The organism is Psychrosphaera haliotis, from assembly GCF_039523615.1.
In the GTDB taxonomy this organism is placed as follows: domain Bacteria; phylum Pseudomonadota; class Gammaproteobacteria; order Enterobacterales; family Alteromonadaceae; genus Psychrosphaera; species Psychrosphaera haliotis.
In genome coordinates, this window is sequence record NZ_BAAAFQ010000004.1 from 656,977 (window position 1) to 680,650 (window position 23,674).

At 39.6% G+C, this 23,674-nt stretch carries 25 protein-coding genes and 1 other RNA gene; 9 read left to right on the forward strand and 17 right to left on the reverse strand.

Annotated elements, in window-relative coordinates:
* Window positions 1-40 precede the first annotated feature (40 nt).
* From ABD009_RS05495 to ABD009_RS05505, 3 genes are all read right to left on the reverse strand, one after another.
* Window positions 41-1,201 carry a FecR family protein gene (locus ABD009_RS05495; protein WP_343823390.1) on the reverse strand — a complete coding sequence of 387 codons (1,161 nt, stop codon included), beginning with the start codon at window positions 1,199-1,201 and terminating at the stop codon, window positions 41-43.
* 9 nt (window positions 1,202-1,210) lie between these two features.
* A complete protein-coding gene (locus ABD009_RS05500; RefSeq protein ID WP_343823392.1) occupies window positions 1,211-2,521 on the reverse strand; it encodes a hypothetical protein in 1,311 nt (436 codons plus the stop codon).
* 134 nt (window positions 2,522-2,655) lie between these two features.
* Window positions 2,656-3,411 carry an AraC family transcriptional regulator gene (locus ABD009_RS05505; RefSeq protein ID WP_343823394.1) on the reverse strand — a complete coding sequence of 252 codons (756 nt, stop codon included), beginning with the start codon at window positions 3,409-3,411 and terminating at the stop codon, window positions 2,656-2,658.
* 86 nt (window positions 3,412-3,497) lie between these two features.
* Here ABD009_RS05505 and ABD009_RS05510 point away from each other — a divergent pair, with 86 nt between their 5' ends.
* Complete coding sequence (locus tag ABD009_RS05510; RefSeq protein ID WP_343823396.1) at window positions 3,498-4,274, forward strand: haloacid dehalogenase type II; 777 nt, start codon at window positions 3,498-3,500, stop codon at window positions 4,272-4,274.
* 66 nt (window positions 4,275-4,340) lie between these two features.
* On the opposite strand, the gene rnpB is transcribed toward ABD009_RS05510, so the two are convergent.
* Both rnpB and rsmI read right to left on the reverse strand, forming a co-directional pair.
* Window positions 4,341-4,742, reverse strand: an RNA gene (gene rnpB / locus ABD009_RS05515) — RNase P RNA component class A.
* Window positions 4,743-4,931: 189 nt separating this feature from the next.
* A complete protein-coding gene (gene rsmI / locus ABD009_RS05520) occupies window positions 4,932-5,768 on the reverse strand; it encodes a 16S rRNA (cytidine(1402)-2'-O)-methyltransferase (RefSeq protein WP_343823915.1) in 837 nt (278 codons plus the stop codon).
* 102 nt (window positions 5,769-5,870) lie between these two features.
* On the opposite strand from rsmI, the gene ABD009_RS05525 reads away from it, so the two are divergent.
* Genes ABD009_RS05525 through dolP form a run of 4 tightly spaced genes read left to right on the forward strand, consistent with a single transcriptional unit; the run spans window position 5,871 to window position 9,252 of the window.
* Window positions 5,871-7,712, forward strand: coding sequence for a penicillin-binding protein activator (locus ABD009_RS05525; protein ID WP_343823398.1), 1,842 nt, complete (start codon window positions 5,871-5,873; stop codon window positions 7,710-7,712).
* The gene (locus ABD009_RS05530) at window positions 7,687-8,061 is read left to right on the forward strand and encodes a YraN family protein (RefSeq protein ID WP_343823400.1); all 375 of its coding nucleotides are present in this window, start codon (window positions 7,687-7,689) and stop codon (window positions 8,059-8,061) included. The genes ABD009_RS05525 and ABD009_RS05530 overlap by 26 nt, the downstream gene beginning before the upstream one ends.
* Window positions 8,058-8,645, forward strand: coding sequence for a D-sedoheptulose-7-phosphate isomerase (locus tag ABD009_RS05535; protein WP_155695767.1), 588 nt, complete (start codon window positions 8,058-8,060; stop codon window positions 8,643-8,645). Before ABD009_RS05530 ends, ABD009_RS05535 begins: the two co-directional genes overlap by 4 nt.
* Window positions 8,646-8,691: 46 nt before the next feature.
* On the forward strand, window positions 8,692-9,252 hold the full coding sequence (gene dolP / locus ABD009_RS05540) for a division/outer membrane stress-associated lipid-binding lipoprotein (protein WP_155695768.1): 561 nt from the start codon (window positions 8,692-8,694) through the stop codon (window positions 9,250-9,252).
* Between the two features lie 83 nt (window positions 9,253-9,335).
* On the opposite strand, the gene ABD009_RS05545 is transcribed toward dolP, so the two are convergent.
* The 8 genes from ABD009_RS05545 to zapE all read right to left on the reverse strand — a co-directional run bounded on the left by ABD009_RS05545 (window position 9,336) and on the right by zapE (window position 15,523).
* Entirely contained in the window at window positions 9,336-9,821 is a 486-nt protein-coding gene (locus ABD009_RS05545; RefSeq protein WP_343823403.1) for a ClpXP protease specificity-enhancing factor, read from the reverse strand.
* 14 nt (window positions 9,822-9,835) lie between these two features.
* Entirely contained in the window at window positions 9,836-10,459 is a 624-nt protein-coding gene (gene sspA / locus ABD009_RS05550) for a stringent starvation protein SspA (protein ID WP_155695770.1), read from the reverse strand.
* Between the two features lie 97 nt (window positions 10,460-10,556).
* Window positions 10,557-11,306: a cytochrome c1 gene (locus ABD009_RS05555; RefSeq protein ID WP_155695771.1), complete on the reverse strand. Its 750-nt coding sequence runs from the start codon at window positions 11,304-11,306 to the stop codon at window positions 10,557-10,559.
* The gene (locus ABD009_RS05560) at window positions 11,306-12,574 is read right to left on the reverse strand and encodes a cytochrome b (RefSeq protein ID WP_155695772.1); all 1,269 of its coding nucleotides are present in this window, start codon (window positions 12,572-12,574) and stop codon (window positions 11,306-11,308) included. The genes ABD009_RS05555 and ABD009_RS05560 overlap by 1 nt, the downstream gene beginning before the upstream one ends.
* Window positions 12,574-13,170: a ubiquinol-cytochrome c reductase iron-sulfur subunit gene (petA, locus tag ABD009_RS05565; RefSeq protein ID WP_155695773.1), complete on the reverse strand. Its 597-nt coding sequence runs from the start codon at window positions 13,168-13,170 to the stop codon at window positions 12,574-12,576. Before petA ends, ABD009_RS05560 begins: the two co-directional genes overlap by 1 nt.
* Window positions 13,171-13,378: 208 nt before the next feature.
* The gene (rpsI, locus tag ABD009_RS05570; protein WP_155695774.1) at window positions 13,379-13,771 is read right to left on the reverse strand and encodes a 30S ribosomal protein S9; all 393 of its coding nucleotides are present in this window, start codon (window positions 13,769-13,771) and stop codon (window positions 13,379-13,381) included.
* 14 nt (window positions 13,772-13,785) lie between these two features.
* Complete coding sequence (rplM, locus tag ABD009_RS05575; RefSeq protein WP_155695775.1) at window positions 13,786-14,214, reverse strand: 50S ribosomal protein L13; 429 nt, start codon at window positions 14,212-14,214, stop codon at window positions 13,786-13,788.
* Window positions 14,215-14,425: 211 nt separating this feature from the next.
* On the reverse strand, window positions 14,426-15,523 hold the full coding sequence (zapE, locus tag ABD009_RS05580; protein WP_343823917.1) for a cell division protein ZapE: 1,098 nt from the start codon (window positions 15,521-15,523) through the stop codon (window positions 14,426-14,428).
* Window positions 15,524-15,653: 130 nt separating this feature from the next.
* Here zapE and ABD009_RS05585 point away from each other — a divergent pair, with 130 nt between their 5' ends.
* The 3 genes from ABD009_RS05585 to ABD009_RS05595 all read left to right on the forward strand — a co-directional run bounded on the left by ABD009_RS05585 (window position 15,654) and on the right by ABD009_RS05595 (window position 18,763).
* Complete coding sequence (locus tag ABD009_RS05585; RefSeq protein ID WP_155695776.1) at window positions 15,654-16,091, forward strand: ZapG family protein; 438 nt, start codon at window positions 15,654-15,656, stop codon at window positions 16,089-16,091.
* A gap of 107 nt (window positions 16,092-16,198) precedes the next feature.
* Window positions 16,199-17,581 carry a DegQ family serine endoprotease gene (locus ABD009_RS05590; RefSeq protein ID WP_343823410.1) on the forward strand — a complete coding sequence of 461 codons (1,383 nt, stop codon included), beginning with the start codon at window positions 16,199-16,201 and terminating at the stop codon, window positions 17,579-17,581.
* 108 nt (window positions 17,582-17,689) lie between these two features.
* Window positions 17,690-18,763: a trypsin-like peptidase domain-containing protein gene (locus ABD009_RS05595; RefSeq protein ID WP_330997753.1), complete on the forward strand. Its 1,074-nt coding sequence runs from the start codon at window positions 17,690-17,692 to the stop codon at window positions 18,761-18,763.
* A gap of 1 nt (window position 18,764) precedes the next feature.
* Here ABD009_RS05595 and ahpF read toward each other — a convergent pair whose 3' ends face one another.
* Complete coding sequence (gene ahpF, locus ABD009_RS05600; protein WP_343823414.1) at window positions 18,765-20,324, reverse strand: alkyl hydroperoxide reductase subunit F; 1,560 nt, start codon at window positions 20,322-20,324, stop codon at window positions 18,765-18,767.
* Window positions 20,325-20,379: 55 nt separating this feature from the next.
* Window positions 20,380-20,949 carry an alkyl hydroperoxide reductase subunit C gene (ahpC, locus tag ABD009_RS05605; protein WP_414153692.1) on the reverse strand — a complete coding sequence of 190 codons (570 nt, stop codon included), beginning with the start codon at window positions 20,947-20,949 and terminating at the stop codon, window positions 20,380-20,382.
* 144 nt (window positions 20,950-21,093) lie between these two features.
* Here ahpC and ABD009_RS05610 point away from each other — a divergent pair, with 144 nt between their 5' ends.
* On the forward strand, window positions 21,094-21,996 hold the full coding sequence (locus tag ABD009_RS05610) for a hydrogen peroxide-inducible genes activator (RefSeq protein WP_155695779.1): 903 nt from the start codon (window positions 21,094-21,096) through the stop codon (window positions 21,994-21,996).
* 136 nt (window positions 21,997-22,132) lie between these two features.
* Here ABD009_RS05610 and murA read toward each other — a convergent pair whose 3' ends face one another.
* Together murA and ABD009_RS05620 are read right to left on the reverse strand one after the other, a co-directional pair.
* On the reverse strand, window positions 22,133-23,392 hold the full coding sequence (murA, locus tag ABD009_RS05615) for a UDP-N-acetylglucosamine 1-carboxyvinyltransferase (RefSeq protein WP_343823419.1): 1,260 nt from the start codon (window positions 23,390-23,392) through the stop codon (window positions 22,133-22,135).
* A 12-nt stretch (window positions 23,393-23,404) separates the two neighbouring features.
* Window positions 23,405-23,662: a BolA family protein gene (locus ABD009_RS05620; RefSeq protein ID WP_155695781.1), complete on the reverse strand. Its 258-nt coding sequence runs from the start codon at window positions 23,660-23,662 to the stop codon at window positions 23,405-23,407.
* Window positions 23,663-23,674: the final 12 nt, after the last annotated feature.

Consider the following 23,674-nt stretch of genomic DNA (forward strand, 5'->3'; position numbering starts at 1 on the left):
ACTTCCTTACTTCAGCGTTGTTATAACAAAGCTAACAAGTTTACTTTACCTTGAATGAGCCATTCAGTTTGTGTTCTGGTACTAGTATTTCGAATAACTCGAAGTTGCCTGTAATAGAGTCTCCAGCATCAGTGAAGACTCCATCAATTGAGCCTGTCGCTTTTTCATCCCCGTATGATGCGAAAGTAACGGCTAAATCAATATCAGTGACGTTAATTAAACCACTAAATGCAGCATACCACTCGCCTCCAGAATCTACCGCAGTAAGTGACCCATCACTAACAACTCCGTTATCAAAATTAACGGACATTGATAACCCAAAGTCACGAACACTACCTAAATTTGAGGTAACTTCCGCTTGCTCTAATGTTTCGTACGTATAGCTACCAGTACGTGTTGCTAAAGCATCTGCCAATGTCGTTTCTGAAGACACTAGGAATTGTTGTTCACTATAAATAGAGTTATCAACTTCAGAGTTGGTTATTATTGAATCTACATTTTCTAAATCTTGTTGTTCTGAAACGGACACTATTGATTCATCGACACTTTCAGGCTCACTGGTCTCTTCAGAGTTGGAACTAGAGACTTTAGTAGAGTGCCCTTGCTCAAATATGGATGGTGGCGCAAGAAGTTCAGTGATGGTTCCGTCCATTGATACTTTACCAAATGAGAACGCTTCATCCTGGCCAAATGACACAGTACTTTCATCATTTGACATCAAGTCAATGGCGCCGTCCCAAACCGCTATAAACATATCATCATTGACCATAGCCAACTCAAAGTGAGTACCTCTGATACCAATTGATCCTACTGGCGTTTTTACCTGATAGTCACCACCGTGTTTTTTTATTTGTCCCGAGATTGATCTGAGGCCGCCTTTTACCAACTCGATAACCGCAGAGCCTTGTTTTGATTCTGGATCATAGGCATAGCTTGATATAAAAACTTCAGAATTTGGCTTTATGCTTAAAAGCCCTCCGTCAGACATAGAAAATTGAGCTCTGCCTGTTTCTTTAGTAATAACCTTATCAACACTGAAAATAGGTGCTCGACGTTTTAATGGTCTGGATTCTTGGCTACGAGCATCAAATGCTTGAACGTCGCCACGAGACATAATTGTTTTTCCCGCGTTTTCAGCAGCTAACAAGCTAGGTGTGTAAATGGTTGAAATTACCAAAGACAAAAATATTAACTTACGCATTTAACTCTCCTAAAACTGGTACTTTAATGTCAGCGCTGTATCAAACCTGTCGTATTCGTATAGGCTCAAATTACTGGATTTATTTTGGTAGCTTAATAAGCCTTGAACACTCAGCTTCTTATTAATCTTGTATTGAATTGTATTTGTTAATTGACGAAGCGTTTCCTTTCTTTTTACTAAAAACAAAGGATGTAAGTCGTCAAAAGATTGCTTCTGATATGAGAGCATTGCTAGGTAAAACATGGAATCATTAAAGGCGTAGATCATTTGATAGCTCAAGCCTGCACTGTCTTTAGCGTTATACTTTCCTATGTCTAAACTAGACTCTTCATCAATATAAAAAATGCTAACCTTGTGCAACGCCTGTTGCCCTAAATAAGTGGCGCCTAGATTAAACTTTAGTAATTCAGCATCCAGACTTTCAATTTCTTTATTATCTAACCAGCCAAACCCTATCGAGCTTGATAATAAGTACTGTTTATTCAACTTATGTTCGGCTCCAAATGAAAACTCAGTTTCAGCGCGATAGAAGTCGCCTTTCAGTAATAAAGGAGTAATTGAACCTTTCCCAATATATGTTGTACTTTCTTTCTTAAAACGATATTCACCAGCGATATTGGCTATGGTTCGGTTATATTGACCTTCATTCGCGTACTGAAAGTCATTCACACCCCAAATCAGCCTAATACCCTGTTGCTGTGATAGTTTTTTCTTGTATGAACCATTGTAAGCAAGTCTCCAATAGTGCCCTGAAAGCTTTTGGCTTGCTTTTGATAGAGGAACATCACCGTTTAAAGAGGGAATAAAAATTGAATCTTCCGATGTGCCAGCATTAATATTAGAGTCTTGGCCAAAAGTTAATCCAACACTATTATTTAACGCGCCATCTAAACTTGCAGTAATAGTGTTAATTTCTAATTCTAATTTTGCGACCTTTTTTAACTGAGCGTCGTTGAGTGCCTCCCCCTTAAGCGCTGCCAATTCAGCTGAAGAAGCTGCAATATTATTTGCCTTTAAATATGCATTAGCGAGTAATATTCTTGCATCATGCCAATTGGGAGCCGATGCAATCACTCGTTCAAAGGCAAAGACGGATTCGTGAACTTTGTTAACTTTTAAAGCCGCTAAACCTAGTAAAAAGTCAAATTTAGGCTCACCTAATAGCTCACTATTCTCACTGGCTAGATTGTAAGCTTCGGCAGATTTGTTATTCAGTAATAACTCTTGAACTTGCTTTTCAATCGGCTCGCTTACTAATACTTCTTCTGCATAACTAGACATTGAAGCCAAAGCTAAAAACATTACCGCTAAAAACCGCATTTATATTCCTTTTTAGAACAAAGCATTGCCAAAGGGTTATTATAGGTTTAGTAGGCAAAACTGTCGAGTTTCTCATCAACGTATTCATCCGTGAGCTTATATCAAAATTAAAGAAGATAAAAATCACATGCAAGCTAATGTTGTCGGCTCATTTGAGTAGGAGAAACGCCATAAGTAGAAACAAACGCGCGACAAAATGCATCACCGCTTGCGTAGCCATATTTGTTTGCAACTTCCTTTACTCTCTTACCATTTAATATTGCAAGACGAGCGGCCGTCATTCTCCATAACCTAACGTAAGTAATGGGAGAATATCCCAACACTTTATTAAATACGGCCATAAACTGGGATCGTGACATTGCTGCGATTTCCACAAAATCCTCAATTTTCCAAGGGTAATGGGGGTTGTCATGAATAGCCACCACCACATGTCGTAACTTAGGGTGAGCTAATCCTGCAAAAATTCCTGTTTCAATTTTCCCTTCAGCTATTTGGTGACGAAGAATATTGACGACGAGTAAGTCACATAAACGATCTAGCGCGAATCGCGCTCCACATCTAGACATGGAAGCTTCGGTTACAATCAAATGAGCAATGCCCTGCACGTTACTTTTTCCGCCGAATTCATTTGGGTGTTTTAAATCTATTTCAACATACTCAGGCATAGCTTGATGAAGAGGGTTTTTGTTATCACCAATATCCACATGTATGCAAACAAGTGGTTCGGATTCAATAGGCACCAAAGTATTAGGTTCAACCACTAGAACCAGTTTATCTAAACAAGTTTGGTCACCATAAATAAAAAGGTTGGCACCTTCAGAAGATAATAAACATTCAGCTTTAACTTCAAAGTTTGAAAGTAGGCTGGATAAACGATCAAGATGAGACATAAGCGGACTTCCTGTAAGACAAATAAGACCTTAACCAACAATAAGTCCATTACTATATCAGTACTTCGAATAAATTAGGTAATTCTATGTCTCTATGTTCATCTATAAAAATGTACGCCCTTTCAATTTTTGTTTTATTTGGCGCGTCATCTCACGCCAATGCTGCAGAGGAAAAGCAACCTATGCCAAAACCTAAAGTTATCATCTTTGATGTAAACGAAACACTTCTAGACCTAGCGCCACTGAAAGTATCCGTAGGCAAGGCAATGAACGGACGTGAAGACTTACTTCCGCTATGGTTCTCAACTATGTTGCATTACTCCCTTGTTGATACACTAACAGAGGAATATCACGATTTTGGTCAAATCGGTGCTGCAGCATTAATGATGTTAGCGCAGAGCAATAATATAGAGCTTTCCCAAGAACAAGCTCGCGAAGCTATCGTAAATACAATCACCAAGTTACCGGCTCACCCTGACGTAAAGCCAGCGCTAAAAACACTTTCTGACCAAGGCTTTTACATTGTTAGTTTAACCAACTCATCTAATGCAGGTGTTGCAGCTCAATTTGAACACACAGGTTTAACTTCATTTTTTAAGCATCGCTTTAGTGTTGAAGACGTCAAGGCATTTAAACCAGCTCGAAAAACTTATGAATGGGTTTTAAAAGAGTTGAACGTTAACGCTAGTGACGTATTAATGGTAGCGGCGCACCCATGGGATTTAGCAGGTGCAAAAGCAGTAGGACTTCAAACTGCATTTGTTCGTCGTTCTGGTACATCATTGTACCCTCTGGCTCAGTCGCCAGATTATCAAGTAAATGACCTTCAAGAATTGATAAACGTTTTGGCTAAACTTAAATAATAAGCTGGTAACCAAACGGCTAAACAGGAACGAACTTCAAGGATGAGGATTTTTTATTGGGAAGAAGGTGCGAGATGGCCGATAAGCCGGGTTTTGTCTTGGACAATCATTCGTCTAGGCCAATAATTGCTTATTGGCTCAAGCTTTCTACCCGGTTCCGACGTGGGCCACGCCTGTACTTCAAGAGTACTGGAACCCTATTTGAAATTGCTCCGAGTGGAGTTTACCGTGCCACGAACTATTACTAGCCGCGCGGTGCGCTCTTACCGCACCCTTTCACCCTTACCTGTACTTAGTTACCCAAGCCATCGGCGGTATACTCTCTGCTGCACTGGTCGTAGGCTCGCGCCTCCCAGAAGTTATCTGGCACTCTGCCCTTTGGAGCCCGGACTTTCCTCCCCTCTATCCGTCTGCTTATGAGTAAACTCAAAAACACAACGATAAAGCAGCGATTGTCTGGCCATCTCGCGGCGCGGATTATAACGGATTTACAAACGATATGCATTAACGGATTTTGATTTGACTAAGCAAAGTCCTTTGTCTGCCTCAGACCAATATTTAATTTTTAGTTTTTAGTTTAAGGCTAGATAAGGTCTTGGTTTAAGGCTACATAAGGTCTTGGTTTAAGGCTACATAAGGGTTAGGGCAATGCTAAAGTTATTCCTGCCAAGTCAGCGCAAGCTTATATAAATCATTCTTTTTTAAATCATGAATTTTTGCCGTAATAGCCGCGGCTTTTTTAGTAGGCAACTCTTCCATCAACGACTTCAGTAACATCTCAGCTTCAGGTGACAAAGCAGACTCTTCTTTATTTGGCGCTAACATAAGTACCATTTCGCCTTGTTGGCGGTCTTTGTCTTCACCAAACCAATCGATAATCTCTTGTGCTGTACCAGATTTAAAAGACTCATAATGTTTAGTGAGTTCTTTGGCGACAACAACCTGCTTGTCTTCACCTAAGGCTTCTATTACGTGTTTTAAAGAATCAATAATACGCCTAGGGCTCTCGTAAAAAACCGTCGTAAAGTCGGCATTTTTATAGGAGGTTAATACTGATATTTTAGCTTGTTGTTTCACTGGTAAAAAGCCAGCAAATAAAAACTTGTCTGTTGGCAAACCAGCTGCGCAAAGTGCCGTGATTACCGCACTAGGCCCTGGTATAGGCGTAACCTGAACATCTTGCTCACGTGCTAAGTTAACTAAATTGTATCCAGGATCAGAAATGAGTGGCGTGCCTGCGTCGCTAATCAGCGCTATGCTTTTACCTTGCTCAATTTGATCAAGTAAAGACTGTGCTTTTTGCTTTTCATTATGGTCATGCAATGGAAACATTTTAGTCTTGATGCCAAAGTGACTAAGTAGCTTACCACTATGTCGAGTGTCCTCTGCAGCTATGAGGTCAACCTCATTTAACGTATCTAGTGCACGCTGGGTAATGTCGGAAAGATTTCCGATAGGCGTTGCAACAATATATAAAATTCCAGGATTCGACATCATGACCTCTTTAAGCCGTTGTTTATAGCAGTATTCACTTGTATGATACCTGCTTAACTTTGCTTCTTATATTGTTTTTTACGTCTACTAAGGTAAATGACTGTGATTCGTTCGATTGTCCTGATAATAGTAATATCTGCATTGGTTGCCTGTGGCAGTACACCAGAAAAACAAAATCAAACCACGACTCCAGTTACTGCGGTCAATGAAGTTGTAGACCCATACAAAGATAGTCAATTTTATCTTAAGCAGGCGAGCAATACAGATAGAAAAAATGATCAACAGAGTTTTCTTATTTTAGCCACAAAGTCTGCTATCCAAGAAAAAAAGCCGTTGTTATTTATCGAATCAATTTTAAGCAATATTGATGTCCAAGATCGTCATTCCGTAATGTTAGACATAGAACTAGCGAAGGCCTTACTTTACACAGGCAATACTGAGTCAGCAGAAATTGTTGTACAAAGGCTACAGCAAGGTTCAATTTCGCCGCGTTTTGCAATAACGATGCGAGTTCTAGACGCACAACTTCAATCTATTCAAGAAAACCACTTAGGGGTTGTTAAGTCATTATTTCAGTTGCAGTCTTTATATGAAAATCAAATATCGACGTCAGATCAAATATTAGTAAACAACCTAATCTGGAAACATATTCTTGAGGTACCTTACCAAACATTAACTAGATTCAGAACAGACTTTGGCGCTTCCTCTGAAGCATGGATTGATTTGGCTAATATAATCGGACAATACATTTCTGATCCGGTCGCCTTGCCTTCACAACTTGATCGGTGGCAACGTATTTATCCAAATACTGTAACTCTCGAAGAATTACCTTTGCAGGTTCAGCAATTATTAGTAGTTGAACCTTACAAGCCAACAACTATTGGTTTGTTGCTACCTTTGTCAGGCAAATTATCAAAACTAGCTATTACTATCCGAGATGGGTTTATTTCAGCCAAACCTTTTGACTCCTTAACCACCATTCATGTTTTAGATACGAGCCTGTTAACTTTAGAAGAGATTGAGGCCAAGATTACAGAGCGTGGTATTGATTTTATTGTTGGGCCTTTAGAAAAAGACACCGTATCCAGCTTCCAACAAAGCAAAATCATCTCAACAATTCCAAGACTGAATCTCAACATTCCTGAAATAGTGCCAACACAATACGACAATACACCTGACAGTTATTATTACTCACTAGCTCCAGAAGATGAGATAGAACAAGCAATAGAGTTGTTTTTGGAACGTGAAGTAAAAACACCCGCCGTTATATTTGCTGACAATACCTTAGGTAAACGATTATTTGAGCGCTTTAATTCTGCGTGGTTCGAAGCAACTGGCAAACAAGCAGAGTCTATTGCATTTAGAAATCGTTCTAAACTAGGTGAAGCTGTACAGCAATTGCTCGATGTTGATGCAAGCCAGGCTCGTATCAACGAAATGAAAAAGCTGTTTGGTAGCCAATTGGAAACGGAAGCTAGAAGTCGCGCCGATATCGATGCTGTCTATGTTATTGCCAACTCTCAGCAAACTCGCCTAATTAAGCCTTTTTTCGACGTAAACATTAGTGCGTTTGGCAAGCGTCTTCCTATTTTTGCATCTAGTAGAAGTTATGTTGTGGATGAATCGGTACAACAAAAAAGAGATCTGAATGGCATGATGTTTACTGAAATGCCTTGGCTAATTAAAAATACTGAACCACAACTTCATGATTTATATGCCAAGATAGGTGAACAGCAAACTCAATCTAAAAAGCTATTTGCGTTTGGCTACGACGCTTACAACCTTATCTTTGCCCTTAAACAGTTAAAAATACTGCCTTCACAATCTCTAAATGGATTAACAGGTATGTTAAGTGTAAAAGATAACCTTACCATTAAGCGTCAGTTAAGCTGGTCGCGATATGTGCAAGGAAAAATCATTGTCCAACCAGAGCAAAACAAATAACCAAACCGCCAAGCAAAAAGTAGGCTCGTTAAAAGAGCAACAAGCCAAAGATTTTTTAATTGATAGCGGACTCTATTTTGTTGACCAAAATTTTAACTGTAAGCTTGGCGAAGTTGACTTAATTTTTAGTAATAATGATAAAACGACGTTCATATTTGTAGAAGTACGATACAGAAAGAGCAGTGCTTTTGGTGGTGCGGCTCAGTCCGTTACTTATCAAAAACAACAAAAAGTAAAAAAAGCCGCGATTTTTTATCTGCAGAAACGTAAACTAGACCCAAATATTCGATTTGACGTAATCGCGTTCGAAAACAACCAGCTCAACTGGATTCAAAGTGCATTTTCATGAATGACAATAAAATAAAACAACTTTATACCTCTAACATTCAGAACTTCATCGCCTCTGGTGATCAGAATGCCGATAACATAGCCTTGTCGGCTGCCGTAATCGCTCAGACCTTATTGTCAGGCAACAAGGTAATAACCTGTGCTGATTCTATGGCTAAAATGATGGCAGAGCATTTTGCTGGCATTCTTGTTAACTTTTATGAAATAGAAAGACCTTGTCTTCCGGCGATATCGCTTAACGATCATGTGCAGAATTGTGGCCAAGAGGAAATTAACCTTTCACATTTCCAAGACCGCTTTGCTCGCCAAATAAGAGCAATTGGTAATGAACAAGACGTATTAGTGGTATTTTCCTTAAATAATAAGGAACCTTCTATTAAAGCCGCACTCGAAACAGCATTAACTCGAGATATTAAAGTGGTCGCTTTTACATCGGATGATGGCGGCGAGATTGCAGGCATGCTTGGTGACAACGATATTGAGATTAGGTTACCCACTAATAAACCAAGTAGAACGTTAGAAATCCAACTTTTCACCGTTCACGTATTGAGTGAACTAATCGACGAAGTTATCTTCTCTATGTAACTTTCTTCAGGATTTAGGATTTAGGATTTAGGATTTAGGATTTATCATGAAAAAGTATGTTTTATTGTTATTAAGTTGTCTACTTGTTCAAGGCTGTGTTGAAACAGCAATTGTCGCCAGTGCCGTTTCTGCAGTAAGTGCAGCAAACGATCCGCGTTCAGTGGGCAAACAAATTGACGACAACGGAATTGAAGTGAGAGCAACGGTACAGCTTATGAAAGATGCCGACATCAGTGATAATACAAATATTACGATTGTTAGCTATAACGGCCAATTGTTAGCCGTTGGACAAGCACCTACGCAGTCTTTAATCAATAAAGCTGATGCCATTTTAAAGAACGTTGACCACGTAGTTAAAGTTCACAACCAAATTAAAATAGGCCCATTAGCGACCATTGGTAGTAAAGCTAAAGATGCTTGGATCACAACAAAGGTCAAGTCAGCCTATTTAACAAGTGACACGATAGATAGCGGAAATATAAAAGTGGTTACAGAAAACCAAGAAGTTTATCTAATGGGGATCGTAGACGGAGAGCAGGCAAATCAAGCTGCTACTATTGCATCAAAAGTAAGTGGTGTTTTGAAAGTCATTAAAGTGTTTCAATAGCGCTTTAGCTTTTACAGTTAAGACATAAAAAAACCAGCAAGCGCCGGTTTTTTGTTATTCAAATAAAACTAATTTTGACTTTATTACTTTACGATAGACAAATGATTACGCTTTTTATCGTTACCTGTTGATTCTGGCTTCTTGCCATCGTCGTCAGACGAACTTAACACCGTAAACTGAGGCTTAGGCTCTTCCAGCTTTTCAACTTCAGGGCTCTCAGGCTCATCTAGCGGTGACAATTCAAAACCTTCAATATCATAATCTTCAGGTGGGAACATAGTCCCTGCGCCATTCTCACGCGCATATATAGCTGATACAGCATACATAGGTACGTAAACTTCAAATGGAACGCCACCAAATCGAGCAGAAAAAGTTAACTGCTCATTTGTGATCAATAAACTTTGAACTGCACTTGGACTAATATTAAGCACTACTTGTCCATCTTTAACACTTTGCGGCGGAACTTGAACATGAGGCAAATCAGCTTCCACAACTAAATAAGGTGTGTGTTCATTATCCAAAATCCAGTCGTAAAACGCCCTCAATAAGTAAGGGCGATTAGGAGTCATGTTATCCATAGCGTTTAGTAAGTGCTACGAATGTCTTTTTCTACGTCTGTTAGAGACGCTTGGAAAGATTCACGTTCAAATACACGTAACATATAAGTTTTGATATCTTTTGCCGCAGCGCCAGAAAGCTCAATGCCCCAAGACGGTAAACGCCATAAAAGCGGTGCTAAGTAACAATCTACTAAGCTAAACTCATCGCTCATGAAATAAGGGTCTTCAGCAAATATTGGTGCAATCGCTAAGATCTCTTCTTTCAATTGTTGACGAGCAGTTTCATCGCCAGCTTCAATTTTACGAGTTAACGAATACCAATCATTTTCGATTCTATCCATCATTAAACGACAACGACCACGAGCAACTGGATAAACAGGCATTAGTGGAGGATGAGGAAAACGTTCGTCTAAATATTCATTAATAATATTTGCACGGTATAAACCAAGCTCTCTATCAATTAACGTTGGCACGTTGCCATACGGGTTAACTTCATAAAGGTCTTCAGGCATGTTATCTGGAGTTACATAGTGAATATCTACGTTAACACCTTTTTCCGCTAATACGATGCGGACCTGATGACTATACATGTCGTTCGCACCAGAAAATAAAGTCATTACCGCTCGTTTGTTTGCAGACACTGCCATTTATTTCTCCAAAATCTTTCAAATTTCATTATCAAAAAAGGGGCGAAACACCCCTTTTGTCTAAAAATAGCTGCTAAGTTATTATAACTATTAACAATTATTTTTTGATGTCTCTCCAGTACTCTTTCTTAAGAAGTACTGCAAATATCCAGAAGATGAAACAATATATTAGTGCTTTCCAGCCAATGCTTTCACGCTCTAATATCATCGGTTCACCGATATAAACCATAAAGTTAGTTAGGTCTAACATCGCTCTGTCATATTCATCTTCACTTAGCTCGCCAGAGCCATCAGACTGAATACCAACAAATTCTTGAACCATTTCACCATCAATCATACGTTCTTCATAAACTTTCTCAGGCACACCTTGAAGTTCTTGAAGTACGTGTGGCATACCAACGTCTTTAAATACTGTGTTGTTCACGCCAAATGGGCGAGAAGGGTCAACATAAAAAGATTTAAGGTAGCTATAAATCCAGTCAGGACCTCGAAGACGAGCTTCAAGTGTTAAATCTGGAGGAGCTGCACCAAACCATTTAGCAGCGTCTTCTTTTGGCATTGCATTTTTAATATGCTCACCAACTTTAGTATCTTTAGTGAAAACCAAGTTTTCCATACCAACTTCAAGAGGAATACCTAAGTCGTTAAAGGTACGCTCATAACGTTGAAACTGCATTTGGTGACAACCTAAGCAGTAGTTCATGAATAATTTAGCACCACGCTGAAGCGATGCCTTATCCGTTTGATCTATATCTGCTTTATAAGGAAGCTCAGCGCCTCCAGCAGCAGAAACTGCAGTTGAGGCCATTCCAGCTAATAAGCCAAGAGTTAGAATAAGTTTTTTCATTATTTCGTAATCCTTTCTGGCAGTGGCTTAGTCTTTTCGTTTTTGCTGTACAACCAAAGTAATACAAAGAAACCAAAATACATAACGGTAAAGACTTTAGAAATCATCTCTTTAAATGGAGTACCTGGTGTGCCACCTAAGTAACCTAAAATAACAAACACGATTGCGAATATAATTAGGTTCCACTTGTGTAGTCCACAACGGTAGCGCCATGAGCGAACTTTACCGCGGTCTATCCAAGGTAATAATGCCAACATGATAATTGCACCAAACATTGCTACAACGCCACCAAACGGATTTGGAACCGCTTTTAGGATTGCATAGAAAGGCGTGAAGTACCAAACAGGGAATACATGCTCAGGCGTTTTCAAGTTGTTCGCCATTTCAAAGTTTGGATGTTCAATAAACTTACCGTACATGTCTGGGTTAAAGAACATGACATAACAGAAGAAGAAAATGAATACACCAAACGCCATAAGGTCTTTCAGAACCATATGCGGGAAAAATGGTACAACGTCATCTAATAAGTCTTTCTTAGACGTGTAGTATTCATGGAATTCAAATTTAGTTTTTTCATCGTCAGATAATGAGCCTTTAGGGCGTTTAACATCAACACCGTCTGGGTTATTAGAGCCAACTTCATGAAGCGCAACAATGTGAAGGAATACTAAGATAACGATAATTAGAGGCAATGCAATTACGTGCAATGCAAAGAATCGGTTTAGGGTTGCACCAGATACCACGTAGTCACCACGAATCCATAGTGCTAAGTCTTCACCAATAACAGGGATAGTACCGAATAAGCCAATGATTACCTGCGCACCCCAGTAAGACATTTGTCCCCATGGAAGTAGGTAACCCATAAAGGCTTCAGCCATAAGTGCTAGGTATATAAACATACCAAATAACCACAGTAACTCTCTAGGCTTCTGGTAAGAGCCATACATCATGCCGCGGAACATATGTAGGTATACAACCACAAAGAATGCCGAAGCACCAGTTGAGTGCATGTATCGGATAATCCAACCATACTCAACGTCTCTCATGATGTACTCAACAGAAGCAAAAGCTCCTGCTGCAGAAGGTTCGTAACTCATTGTTAACCAGATGCCAGTAACGATTTGGTTAACTAATACGATAGTGGCTAGAAAACCAAAAACGTACCAGAAGTTCATGTTTTTTGGTGCTGGGTATTGCGCCATGTGCATGTTATAAACACGCGTCATAGGAATACGAGCATCAATCCAATCTACTAGATTTTTGAACATTATGCTGCTCCTTCCTGATCTTCACCGATCAAGATATTGTTATCATCGATATAGTAGTGAGGAGGAACTTGTAAGTTAGCACCCGCTGGTACACCGCTAAATACGCGACCAGCCATATCAAACTTAGAACCATGGCATGGGCAATAAAAACCAGCGTTAACACCTTCAACTACTTCTTCGTAACCTTCTGACATGTAAGTTGGTGAACAACCTAAATGAGTACAGATACCTACGGCTACAAATATTTCACGGCGCTTAGAACGATGAAGGTTTTGTGCATAAGCAGGTTGCTGTTCAACTTCAGAGTTTGCATCTTTTAAGTTGTCAGCAGAAATGTCTTCAATTGTCTTAAGCATTTCTGGAGTACGATAGATAACCCAAACAGGTTTACTTCGCCACTCAACACGAATCAACTGACCCGGTTCAATTTTTGTAATGTCAACTTCAACTGGAGCGCCGGCCGATTTAGCTCGGGCACTAGGATTCCAGGAAGCAATAAATGGCACAGCCGCTGCCACTGCTCCAGCACCACCAATAACTGATGTTGCTACAGTGAGGAAACGACGACGACTATTGTCTACAGGCGCATTGCTCATCCAATATTCTCCGCGATTAGGATTAATAAGCGTTTTATGAAGCGTTCTAAAAAGACCAACTTCTTAAAAATTTGGTAATTTAAGAGATTCTACCGAAAAAGCCCCATGTAAAACAAGGCAATATAAGAATATAGAAGATTATTTTCATTTTGATATAAAAAAGCCCGCAAAATGCGGGCTTTTTGAGCAAATAATTGCAAAGCAAATATTAACGTTTTGAGAACTGCGTTTTCTTACGAGCTTTCTTAAGACCAACTTTCTTACGTTCAACGCGACGAGCGTCACGAGTAACGAAGCCAGCTTGACGAAGAGATGGACGAAGTGATTCGTCATATGCCATAAGAGCACGTGTGATTCCGTGACGGATCGCACCAGCTTGACCAGTAGTACCACCACCTGTAACAGTGATGTAAAGGTCGAATTTCTCAAGAAGTTCAACTAACTCTAGAGGTTGACGAACAACCATACGAGCCGTTTCACGACTGAAGAATTCTTCAATTGAACGTTTGTTAATTAGGATGTTGCCTGTACCTGGACGTAAGAAAACACGAGCAGTAGAGCTCTTACGACGACCAGTTCCGTAGTATTGAGTATCAGCCATTTTAGTAATGCTCCTTAAAGTTCTAATGCTTTAGGTTGCTGAGCAGCATGGTTATGCTCTGCACCTGTGTACACTTTTAGTTTACGGAACATTGCACGACCTAATGGACCACGTGGCAACATGCCTTTAACTGCTTTTTCGATGATCATTTCAGGCTTCTTAGCTTGCAAATCATCAAAGTTAATTTCTTTAATACCACCTGGGTAACCAGAGTGTGAGTAGTACATTTTACCTTGGCCTTTGTTGCCAGTAACTTGCACTTTCTCTGCATTAACAACGATGATGTAATCACCAGTGTCCATGTGCGGAGTGTACTCAGGTTTATGCTTTCCACGTAAACGTAGAGCAATCTCAGTTGCGATACGACCAAGGGTTTTGCCCTCGGCGTCAACAACGTACCAATCACGAGTGATTGTTGAAGGTGTTGCAGTAAAGGTTTTCATTTTATCTTGAACCTAACATTTAATAGTTATAAGCCAGTAGTTTGAGTATCAAACTACACCATTTCATTCGCACCCCTTCGAGTGCACAACCAGTTGTAGGCTAATACAAAAGGTTAGTAACGGTGGGTAGGGGCGGCATTATACAGAAAGCGTAGAAAAGATCACCATCTCATATTGATTTTTTCGATCTAATTTAAGATGTGCACAATCTTCACGCTAAATGAGGTTCAGCTAAGTACTCGTGACTTTGCATTTCTTGGAGTCGGCTAACGCATCGCTTAAATTCAAATTGTAATCCGCCCTCACTATAAAGCTCATCTAAAGCAACACTTGCTGAAATAATAAGTTTCACTTTACGTTCGTAAAACTCATCAATCATTGAAATAAATCGTCGAGCGGCATCGTCATTGTCTTTGCTCATTTGAACCACATTTGATAATAAAACGGAGTGGTAAATCTTACTTATCTCAATAAAGTCTAACTGTGAACGGGCTGTGTTGCAGATGGCATCAAAATCGAACCAAACAACGCCGTCAGCTACCATTCTAGTATCAATAAGACGATTCTCTATTTCGATTTTAGAGTTAGCTGTGCCCTCTTCAGGTGCTAACTGACTAAAGTAGCTAGATAAATTTATTTCAGCCTTGTTATCCAAAGGAAAGTGAAATATTTCAGCTTGTTCTAGCGTTCGTAAACGATAATCAACACCTGAGTCAACATTAACAATGTCACAATGCTGATTCAGCAGCGCAATTGCTGGTAAAAAACGAGCTCGTTGAAGACCATTTTTGTAAAGGTCATTAGGAACAATATTTGAAGTCGTAACAAACACCACGTTTAACTTAAACAACTCTTCTAACAAAGTACCTAAAATCATAGCGTCTGTTATATCGGAAACAAAAAACTCATCAAAACAAATCACTCTTGCCTCTTGGGCAAGATTTTTAGCTACAATTTTCAAAGGATCGGATTGTCCCTGCAAGTCCTTCATTTGATCATGAACTTTGTGCATAAAGCGATGAAAATGAACTCTCAGCTTATTTTCAAAAGGCAGACTATGATAGAAGGTGTCCACTAGATACGTTTTTCCACGGCCAACGCCTCCCCAAAAGTATAACCCTTTTATTGGTTGCTTAGACTGAGAGGAAAACAACTTTTTGAAAAATGACAGTTCTTTGGGTTCGCTTGTTAAGTCGTCGTATAAGCGCTGTAAGTTCTTAACGGCATTTTCTTGTGACAAATCATGTTGAAAATCTGTCCGAAGTAAATCGGTTTGATATTGTTGCCAAGGCGTAAATTGTGCTTGCATGTTCGACATATGACTTATAATGGGCTTATGTAATAAAAATTAATTGGAATAAATAAAATACTAACACGGCAAGGGCATTGTAAGACATAATGAATGCTCTATTCCCTGCTAATTTATTAAGGTTTTTATCATGGAAATAATTAATGGCTTTATATTTTTCTTAGTTGGTGTACTTGCAGGCATCGCGTTTATGATTATCAGAAGCAAGTTCTCGCCTGGTAGTAACGAGGTGAAAACTCAACTAGAACTGTATAAACAGGACAACGCTCAACTTAAACAAGAATGGCAAGACCAACTGGTTACATACAAAACCATATCTTCGCAGTTAAACGAGTTGTCGACCCAAATAGATCAACAAGTCGGTGATGCAAATCAAATATTGCACAAAGCACCTGCAAATAATGCATTTCCTTTTTTCTCTAATGAAGCAACAGAGTTTTTAAAAACGACAACGCCAGAAAAAAGAGAAAAAGTGAACTTATCAGACCAACCGCTTGATTACTCTAATGCTGGCTCTGGTGTATTTAAAGGCGTAACTCCTGAAAATACAGTTGAAAAAAATCATTAAAAACCCTATCTAGCGTCTAAGAATAAAATAATCCCAATTTTTATTTCTGAACTTAGACGCTTTTTGTCTGTCTGTATGAGTAATTCATTTAAAGGAGTACACCATTTATGGCAGTTTTGGTTAAATCTAATGTTTTTAAGGTCACAACGCTGGCCGCTATACTTTTAACAACATTACAATTCTCTCAGCCGTCTCATGCGGCTATTCCGTATTCAAGCCTAAAAGGCGCAGTTCCGTCTTTAGCGCCTATGGTAGAGCAAGTTACCCCAGCGGTTGTGAACATTTCCGTTGCAGGAAGCAAAGAAGTAAAAGCAGGAATGGACCCGTTCCAGTACTTCTTTGGTAATCGCAGAGGCCCTCAAGTCCAAGAAAGGCCATTTAAAGGGCTCGGTTCCGGCGTTATTATCGACAAAGATAAAGGTTACGTAGTAACTAATAACCATGTAATTGATGATGCCGATGAAATATTAGTGACGTTAAAAGACGGTCGTCAATTTGAAGCAAAAAAAATAGGCAGCGATGCACAAAGTGACGTGGCACTTTTAAAAATTGATCCTGACAACTTGGCTGAGATTAAGATTGCTGACTCAGATAAATTAAGAGTCGGAGACTTTGTAGTTGCCATTGGTAACCCTTTTGGTCTGGGCCAGACAGTTACCTCGGGCATTGTTAGTGCTAAAGGTCGTCATGGCTTATCGGCACCTAACCAGCAAGGCCTAGAAGACTTTATTCAAACCGACGCAGCAATTAATAGCGGTAACTCAGGTGGTGCACTCGTTAATTTGCGCGGTGAGTTAGTTGGCATCAATACGGCTATTATCGCTCCAAATGGTGGCAACGTGGGTATTGGTTTTGCTATCCCGTCAATTATGATGAACAACTTGGTAAACCAACTCATCGAGTTTGGTGAAGTTAAACGTGGTGTACTAGGTATAACCGGTTACGACTTTAACGCAGACCTTGCAAAAACATTTGAGCTAGATATTGCCCAAGGTGCATTTGTACAACAAGTTATCCCTGACTCTTCAGCTGATAAAGGTGGCTTAAAATACGGCGACGTTGTAACCCACGTTGATGGTATTAGAATAAGTTCATTTAATGAATTGCGCAGTAAAGTATCAACCAAAGGGGCTGGCAGTAAAATAGAACTAACGGTTAACCGTAGTGGCGACGTTAAAAAAGTTGTTGTTGTACTTGGCGCTGCAGATAAACCTGCAATTACAGCAGGTAATATTCACCCAGCATTAAAAGGTGCAACCTTCATTACTGGAAACGCTGCAAATGGCGCTGCGGGTGTGCAGGTAAGTGAACTCGAAGAACGCTCACCGGCATCCATGTTAGGGCTAGAAAAAGATGATGTTATTATTGGTGTAAACCGAACCCGAATTCAAAGTGTGTCCGACTTACGTGATGCTTTGGAAGAAGCTAAAGGTGTAATGGCGTTAAATGTAGTTAGAGGAAACAGCTCTCTGTACATTTTAATCCGATAAAATAACGTCAAAACAATATGTTGTTACAAGTGAGCCTACTTTCTCCTATGAAAGTGGGCTCTTTTTGTTCTAAAATGAATAAAAATAAAATAAATATTCAGGATTGATGTGATTAATAAATTGAAGTTCATTTTTAACAGTGTCGCTTATGGACTTGCAGCTGCATTGATCGTTGTTATAGTAAATCCAGAATTACGAAATAATTTAGGCATTAATAAACTAACTACTAATGTAATGCGCCCAGCGGCTATGTCGTTTGCCTCTGCAGTACAGCAAGCCGCACCTTCGGTAGTCAACATCTATTCGGTGACCTCATCTAGGCAGCTTGCCAACCCTACCGATAAAATTAACGACTTAGGTTCCGGCGTCATAATGACTAGTAATGGTCACATCCTTACCAACTACCACGTGGTTGATAACGCAGAATCAATTTTGGTACACCTTCAAGATGGTCGACAGTTTAATGCAGAAGTCATCGGCTTAGATAAAGTAACCGATTTAGCACTATTAAAAATTAATGCGAACAACCTACCTACGATTCCTCAACAACCTGATTTAGAACCACAAGTTGGCGATATAGTGTTGGCCATTGGTAACCCTCTTAATTTTGGCCAAACCATCACCCAAGGTATTGTCAGTGCAACAGGAAAAAAAGGCTTAACTCCTGGCGCAACTTATAGTGACTTTATTCAAATGGATGCAGCCATCAACCTTGGTAACTCTGGTGGTGCTTTGGTTAACTCGCAAGGCATGTTAGTGGGGATTAACACTGCAGCATCGCCAGGAACAAACAACGGTGTTCAAGGAATCTTTTTTGCTATTCCTTACCAATTAGCAAAACGTATTATGAATAAACTGCTAGAGGACGGTGAGGTTAAGCGAGGTTATTTAGGACTAGAGGGTGAAGCTATCAATCAAGTTGGACAACCTGTTCGAAGCACAATTGAATCGATTGCTGGTATTCGCTTACATTATGTTGATCCACTTGGACCGGCGTGGCGCTCAGGACTAAAACAAGGCGATGTCTTATTAGCGGTAAACAATAAGCAACTTGTAAGCTTTGCAGAGCTGTTAGAGATTGTTGAGCATGTAGAACCAGGCCAAACAATCTCATTAACAGTATCTAGAAATAATCAAATTATAAAAATAGACGTTGAAGTGGGTAAGCTAGAAATCGACTAGCTTACAAACCTTCTCTGATTAGGTAGTCAAATGCGCTTAGCGACGCTTTGGCTCCTTCGCCCATTGATATTACGATTTGTTTATAAGGGACCGTTGTAACATCACCACAAGCAAAGATACCTTTCTCTGAAGTCTGCCCTTTTTCATCAATAATGATTTCTCCAAACTTCGTTCTTTCCAACGTGCCGTCTAAAAAGTCACTGTTTGGCAACAAACCAATTTGAACAAAAACACCGGCCAACTCAACTTCATGGTTAGTTTCTGTTTCTCGGTCAATGTATCGAATACTTGAAACTTTACCATCAGTCGCAACAATCTCTGACGTTGCAGCATTGGTAATCACAGTTACGTTGCTTCTCTCGTAAAGCTTTTCAACCAAGACTTTATCGGCTTTTAGTTCTGGCAAAAATTCAAAAACCGTTACACTTCTGACCATACCGGCTAAATCCAACGCAGCTTCTACACCAGAGTTACCACCACCAATAACCGCTACACCTTTACCTTTAAAGAATGGACCGTCACAATGAGGGCAATAAGCAACGCCGTTACCAATATTTTCCACTTCACCAGGAACTCCTAGCTGTCTCCACTTAGCACCGGTGGCTACGATCAATGATTTAGTTTCTATTACTTCTCCAGAACTAAGGTGAACTTTCTTGATTTTGCCTTTTTCTACTTTATCCACTCTTAAGTGTTCTTTACGAGTAATGTCGTAGTCTTCCATATGTGCAAGCATGTTATTGGTCAACTGTGTGCCCGTTGTTTTGCTCACTGAAATTAAGTTTTCAATATCAACCGTGTCTTTAACCTGCCCACCAATTCTATCGGCGACCATAGTTACCGCTAAACCTTTCCTGGCACTATAAATAGCCGCAGCTACGCCAGCAGGACCACCACCAATAATTGTCACGTCTTGCAGAGGTAAACGGTCTTGAGCATCTGCACTAAGCTCTACCGGAGCAACTTTTAATAACTTATCGACTAATTGAGCCGTATCAATTTTACCATTAGCAAATATTTCACCGTTTAAATAAACGCTTGGTACACCTTGTATGTTGCGATCTTCAATAAGTTCTGGGTATAAACCACCGTCTATCATTTCCGTAGAAATATTTTCATTTAACAATGCAAACTGATTAAGAGCTTGGACTACGTCTGGGCAGTTGTGGCAACTAAGGCTGATAAAGACTTCAAACTGCAGCTTTTTGTCTACATTTTGAATTAGTTTCATTAATTGTTTATCTAGCTTCAAATCTGTACCAGCTGACTGAAGGATAGCCAGGATCAAAGAGTTAAACTCATGTCCTGATGGAATTCCTGAGAAAAAGATCCCGTTAAAAGCGCCGCCAACTTCTAAACCAAAGCTAATTGGGCTTCTTAAAACGTTAGGTTCATCTCTTTCTACTAAATGTAATTGTGAAGACACTGAACAAACTTGAGTTAAAAATTCTTTTAATTCCTGACGTTTAGGGTGCTCACCATTTTGTAGCACTAAAGTTACGTCGTTGGTCATGTCTTCTGTGTAGGCTTTTAATGCCTTTAAAATATCGTTACTTAACATTTTTAACTCTCCTAAAACTTAGGTGCCCTTTCGAGCACCTATATATAGCTACTGCTTAGATTTTACCTACTAGGTCAAGGCTTGGTGTCAATGTTGCTTGGCCTTGTTCCCATGCTGCTGGACATACTTCACCGTCGTTATCGCGAACATATTGTGCTGCTTTAACTTTACGTAACATGTCTTTTGCTGAACGACCGATACCACCTGCATGAATTTCTGCAACTTGGATAATACCGTCTGGGTCCGCTAAGAACGTACCACGGTCAGCCATGTGATCTTCTTCAATCATCACGTCAAAACCACGTGTAATGTGACCGGTTTGGTCGCCAAGCATTGGGAACTTGATTTTACCAATTGCGTCGCTTGAATCGTGCCATGCTTTGTGAGAGAAGTGAGTGTCAGTCGATACTGAGTAAACTTCCACACCTAACTCTTGCAACTCTTCGTATTGGTTTGCCATATCTTCAAGTTCAGTAGGACAAACAAATGTAAAGTCAGCTGGGTAGAATAAAAAGATTGCCCATTTACCTTTAACGTCTTCAGAAGTTACTGTTGTGAAGTCGCCATTGTGAAAAGCTTGAGTTGTGAACTCTGGGATTGATTTACCGATTAAAGACATATTTATTTCCTCTTTTAGTTTCATTTTTGATAGCAGTCTTTAAAAAGTGACTGCTTTATTTCGATGAATAGAGAATAGAGGACTTGAGTAATTTAGAAAAATTGATTAATTTGAATAATATATTCAAAAAAACAGAACTATGATTAAATTATGATATCTCTAAAACAATTGAGTTATGCGTTAGCAGTCCAAGAACATATGCATTTTAAGAAGGCTGCCGATGCCTGTAACGTGTCTCAATCAGCATTAAGTACTGCTATTACTGAATTAGAAAAACAGCTCGGCATTCAAGTTTTTGAACGAAACAACAAACAAGTCTTAGTTACACCTTCCGGTCAAATACTTTTGAAAACAGCGCAAAGCATAAAGCTGCAGGTAGACGACTTATATAAGCTGTCGCAAATGAATAAAGCACCGTTAACAACGCCAATGAACATTGGTGTCATCCCAACTATTGGTCCATACCTTCTGCCAAAGGTACTTCCTCAAGTTAGAAAAGAGTTCCCTGACTTTAAACTTCACTTAGTTGAAGACCAATCTCATGTGCTAGTGGAAAAGGTTAGAAAAGGTGATCTAGACTGCGCCATACTTGCTTTACCTTATGACATTGAAGGTTTAATGGCCTTTGAATTTTGGAAAGAAGATTTCTTCTGGGTTTGTCATAAAGATGAATGCCCTAACAATTTACAAGAAATCTCAAGCAAAGACATGCAGATAGAGCGATTGATGTTACTTAAAGATGGTCATTGCTTAAAAGATCACGCCTTAGCAGCTTGCAGCCTAGAGAAATTGAATAGTAACGCTGATTTTAACTCAACTAGCTTAAATACACTTATTCAAATGGTTGTTGGAAAGCTAGGAACCACCTTAGTACCAGAAATGGCGCTAGACCAACTTATCCATACTGAATCTGAGTTAAGAGCTGTGCACCTTAATGAGCCAGGCCCACACCGTCGTTTAGCCTTTATTATTCGACCTAACTATGGCGGCACTATGAATGTTGAGTTGTTAATGTCTATATTTAAAAAGCAGTTAAACAACCTAGTCAGCTAAATTTGAGTCCAGCTAAACTTAAGCTCAACTAAACTTGAGTCTAGCTAAACTAGAGCGTAGCTTGAGCATAACTACAGTTAAAAACAAAAAAGGGCCAACAGGCCCTTTTCTTTTAAATGATTTTATTAACGTGTTGTTAATTATCAACTCGAGTAATATCAGCACCTAAGCCAACAAATTTTTGCTCAATATTTTCATATCCACGGTCAATGTGGAAAACTTCATCGAGTTGCGTCGTGCCATCTGCAATTAATCCGGCTATAACTAAACTAGCTGACGCGCGTAAGTCAGTAGATACAACTTGCGCCCCCATCAAACTAGACTTTTCAGGACAAATTGCCGTGTTGCCTTCTAGCTGAATGTTTGCACCCATACGACGAAGTTCTGGTACATGCATAAAACGGTTTTCAAAAATAGTTTCAGTAATGGTACCAACGCCATTTGCCGCTACATTCAAAATGGTAAACTGAGCTTGCATGTCAGTTGGGAAACCAGGATGAGGTAACGTTTTAATATTAACAGCTTTTAGCTCACGTCCCGTCATATCAATAGAGATACTATTGTCATCCCAAGTTACAAGCGCATTTGCATCAAGTAACTTTTCAATAACAGGCTCTACTAATCGATAGTCTGTATTTTTACAAACCACTTTACCGCCAGTAACGGCAGCTGCAACTAAGAATGTGCCAGTCTCAATTCGGTCTGGAAGAATGGTATGTTTACAACCTGTTAGCTTTTCAACACCTTCAATAGTGATGTTATTGCTACCTGCACCGCTAATTTTCGCGCCCATTTTGTTCAAACAAACCGCTAAATCAACAATTTCAGGCTCACGAGCTGCGTTTTCTAAAACCGTTGTTCCTTCAGCTAACGTCGCCGCCATCATCAGGTTTTCTGTAGCGCCAACACTAATAGTACTCATATAAATACGAGCGCCTTTCAAACGGCCATCAACTTTCGCGTTTACATAACCCGCTTCCACTGATATTTCAGCACCAAGCTTTTTTAAACCTTCAATATGTAAATCAACAGGACGTGCGCCAATGGCACAGCCGCCAGGTAATGAAACTTCTGCGTGGCCAAATCTAGCTAATAAAGGACCTAAAACAAGAATTGACGCTCTCATTTTATTCACCAGCTCGTATGGTGCTACAGTCGAATTAATGCTACCAGCATCAATCTGAATTTCATGGCCGTTGTTGATCACCTTAGTGCCAAACTGTTCTAACAGCTGGCAGGTAAATGTAATATCTCGTAAATTCGGAACATTGTCGAAATGACATACTTCTGTCGTTAAGATAGAACTAATAAGAATAGGGAGTGCGGCGTTTTTGGCACCAGAGATTGTGACTTCGCCGTTAAGCGTATTGCCACCTTTAATAAGCAATTTTTCCATAGGAGATTCTATCTAAAGCAGTGATTGAAGTTTTTTGTCTTTTTGCCATGCCGCCGGCGTGTAAGTTTTAATACTTACGGCGTGCATACTACCATCTGCAATATTCGCTAACAGAGGCTTGTATACTAGTTGCTGTTGCTTTACGCGCGATAACGTCTCAAAAACATCGCCTACAGCTGTTATTTGATAGTGAGAACCATCTGACTTAACAATAACTTCGTCTAGCTCTATATTAGCTAGAAGAACTTCTTTTATCTTTTCAATATCCATCACAAATCCAAA

Excerpts from the sequence above, each read along its gene's own strand:
- ABD009_RS05610 (WP_155695779.1), top strand. The coding sequence starts at position 21,094 with ATGATATCTCTAAAACAATTGAGTTATGCGTTAGCAGTCCAAGAACAT.
- ABD009_RS05585 (WP_155695776.1), top strand. The coding sequence starts at position 15,654 with ATGGAAATAATTAATGGCTTTATATTTTTCTTAGTTGGTGTACTTGCA.
- ABD009_RS05510 (WP_343823396.1), top strand. The coding sequence starts at position 3,498 with ATGTCTCTATGTTCATCTATAAAAATGTACGCCCTTTCAATTTTTGTT.
- ahpF (WP_343823414.1), bottom strand. The coding sequence starts at position 20,324 with ATGTTAAGTAACGATATTTTAAAGGCATTAAAAGCCTACACAGAAGAC.
- ABD009_RS05495 (WP_343823390.1), bottom strand. The coding sequence starts at position 1,201 with ATGCGTAAGTTAATATTTTTGTCTTTGGTAATTTCAACCATTTACACA.
- petA (WP_155695773.1), bottom strand. The coding sequence starts at position 13,170 with ATGAGCAATGCGCCTGTAGACAATAGTCGTCGTCGTTTCCTCACTGTA.
- ABD009_RS05620 (WP_155695781.1), bottom strand. The coding sequence starts at position 23,662 with ATGGATATTGAAAAGATAAAAGAAGTTCTTCTAGCTAATATAGAGCTA.
- ABD009_RS05500 (WP_343823392.1), bottom strand. The coding sequence starts at position 2,521 with ATGCGGTTTTTAGCGGTAATGTTTTTAGCTTTGGCTTCAATGTCTAGT.
- sspA (WP_155695770.1), bottom strand. The coding sequence starts at position 10,459 with ATGGCAGTGTCTGCAAACAAACGAGCGGTAATGACTTTATTTTCTGGT.
- ABD009_RS05590 (WP_343823410.1), top strand. The coding sequence starts at position 16,199 with ATGGCAGTTTTGGTTAAATCTAATGTTTTTAAGGTCACAACGCTGGCC.
- murA (WP_343823419.1), bottom strand. The coding sequence starts at position 23,392 with ATGGAAAAATTGCTTATTAAAGGTGGCAATACGCTTAACGGCGAAGTC.
- dolP (WP_155695768.1), top strand. The coding sequence starts at position 8,692 with ATGAAAAAGTATGTTTTATTGTTATTAAGTTGTCTACTTGTTCAAGGC.
- rplM (WP_155695775.1), bottom strand. The coding sequence starts at position 14,214 with ATGAAAACCTTTACTGCAACACCTTCAACAATCACTCGTGATTGGTAC.
- ABD009_RS05555 (WP_155695771.1), bottom strand. The coding sequence starts at position 11,306 with ATGAAAAAACTTATTCTAACTCTTGGCTTATTAGCTGGAATGGCCTCA.
- zapE (WP_343823917.1), bottom strand. The coding sequence starts at position 15,523 with ATGCAAGCACAATTTACGCCTTGGCAACAATATCAAACCGATTTACTT.
- ABD009_RS05535 (WP_155695767.1), top strand. The coding sequence starts at position 8,058 with ATGAATGACAATAAAATAAAACAACTTTATACCTCTAACATTCAGAAC.
- ABD009_RS05545 (WP_343823403.1), bottom strand. The coding sequence starts at position 9,821 with ATGACTCCTAATCGCCCTTACTTATTGAGGGCGTTTTACGACTGGATT.
- ABD009_RS05560 (WP_155695772.1), bottom strand. The coding sequence starts at position 12,574 with ATGTTCAAAAATCTAGTAGATTGGATTGATGCTCGTATTCCTATGACG.
- rsmI (WP_343823915.1), bottom strand. The coding sequence starts at position 5,768 with ATGTCGAATCCTGGAATTTTATATATTGTTGCAACGCCTATCGGAAAT.
- rpsI (WP_155695774.1), bottom strand. The coding sequence starts at position 13,771 with ATGGCTGATACTCAATACTACGGAACTGGTCGTCGTAAGAGCTCTACT.
- ABD009_RS05505 (WP_343823394.1), bottom strand. The coding sequence starts at position 3,411 with ATGTCTCATCTTGATCGTTTATCCAGCCTACTTTCAAACTTTGAAGTT.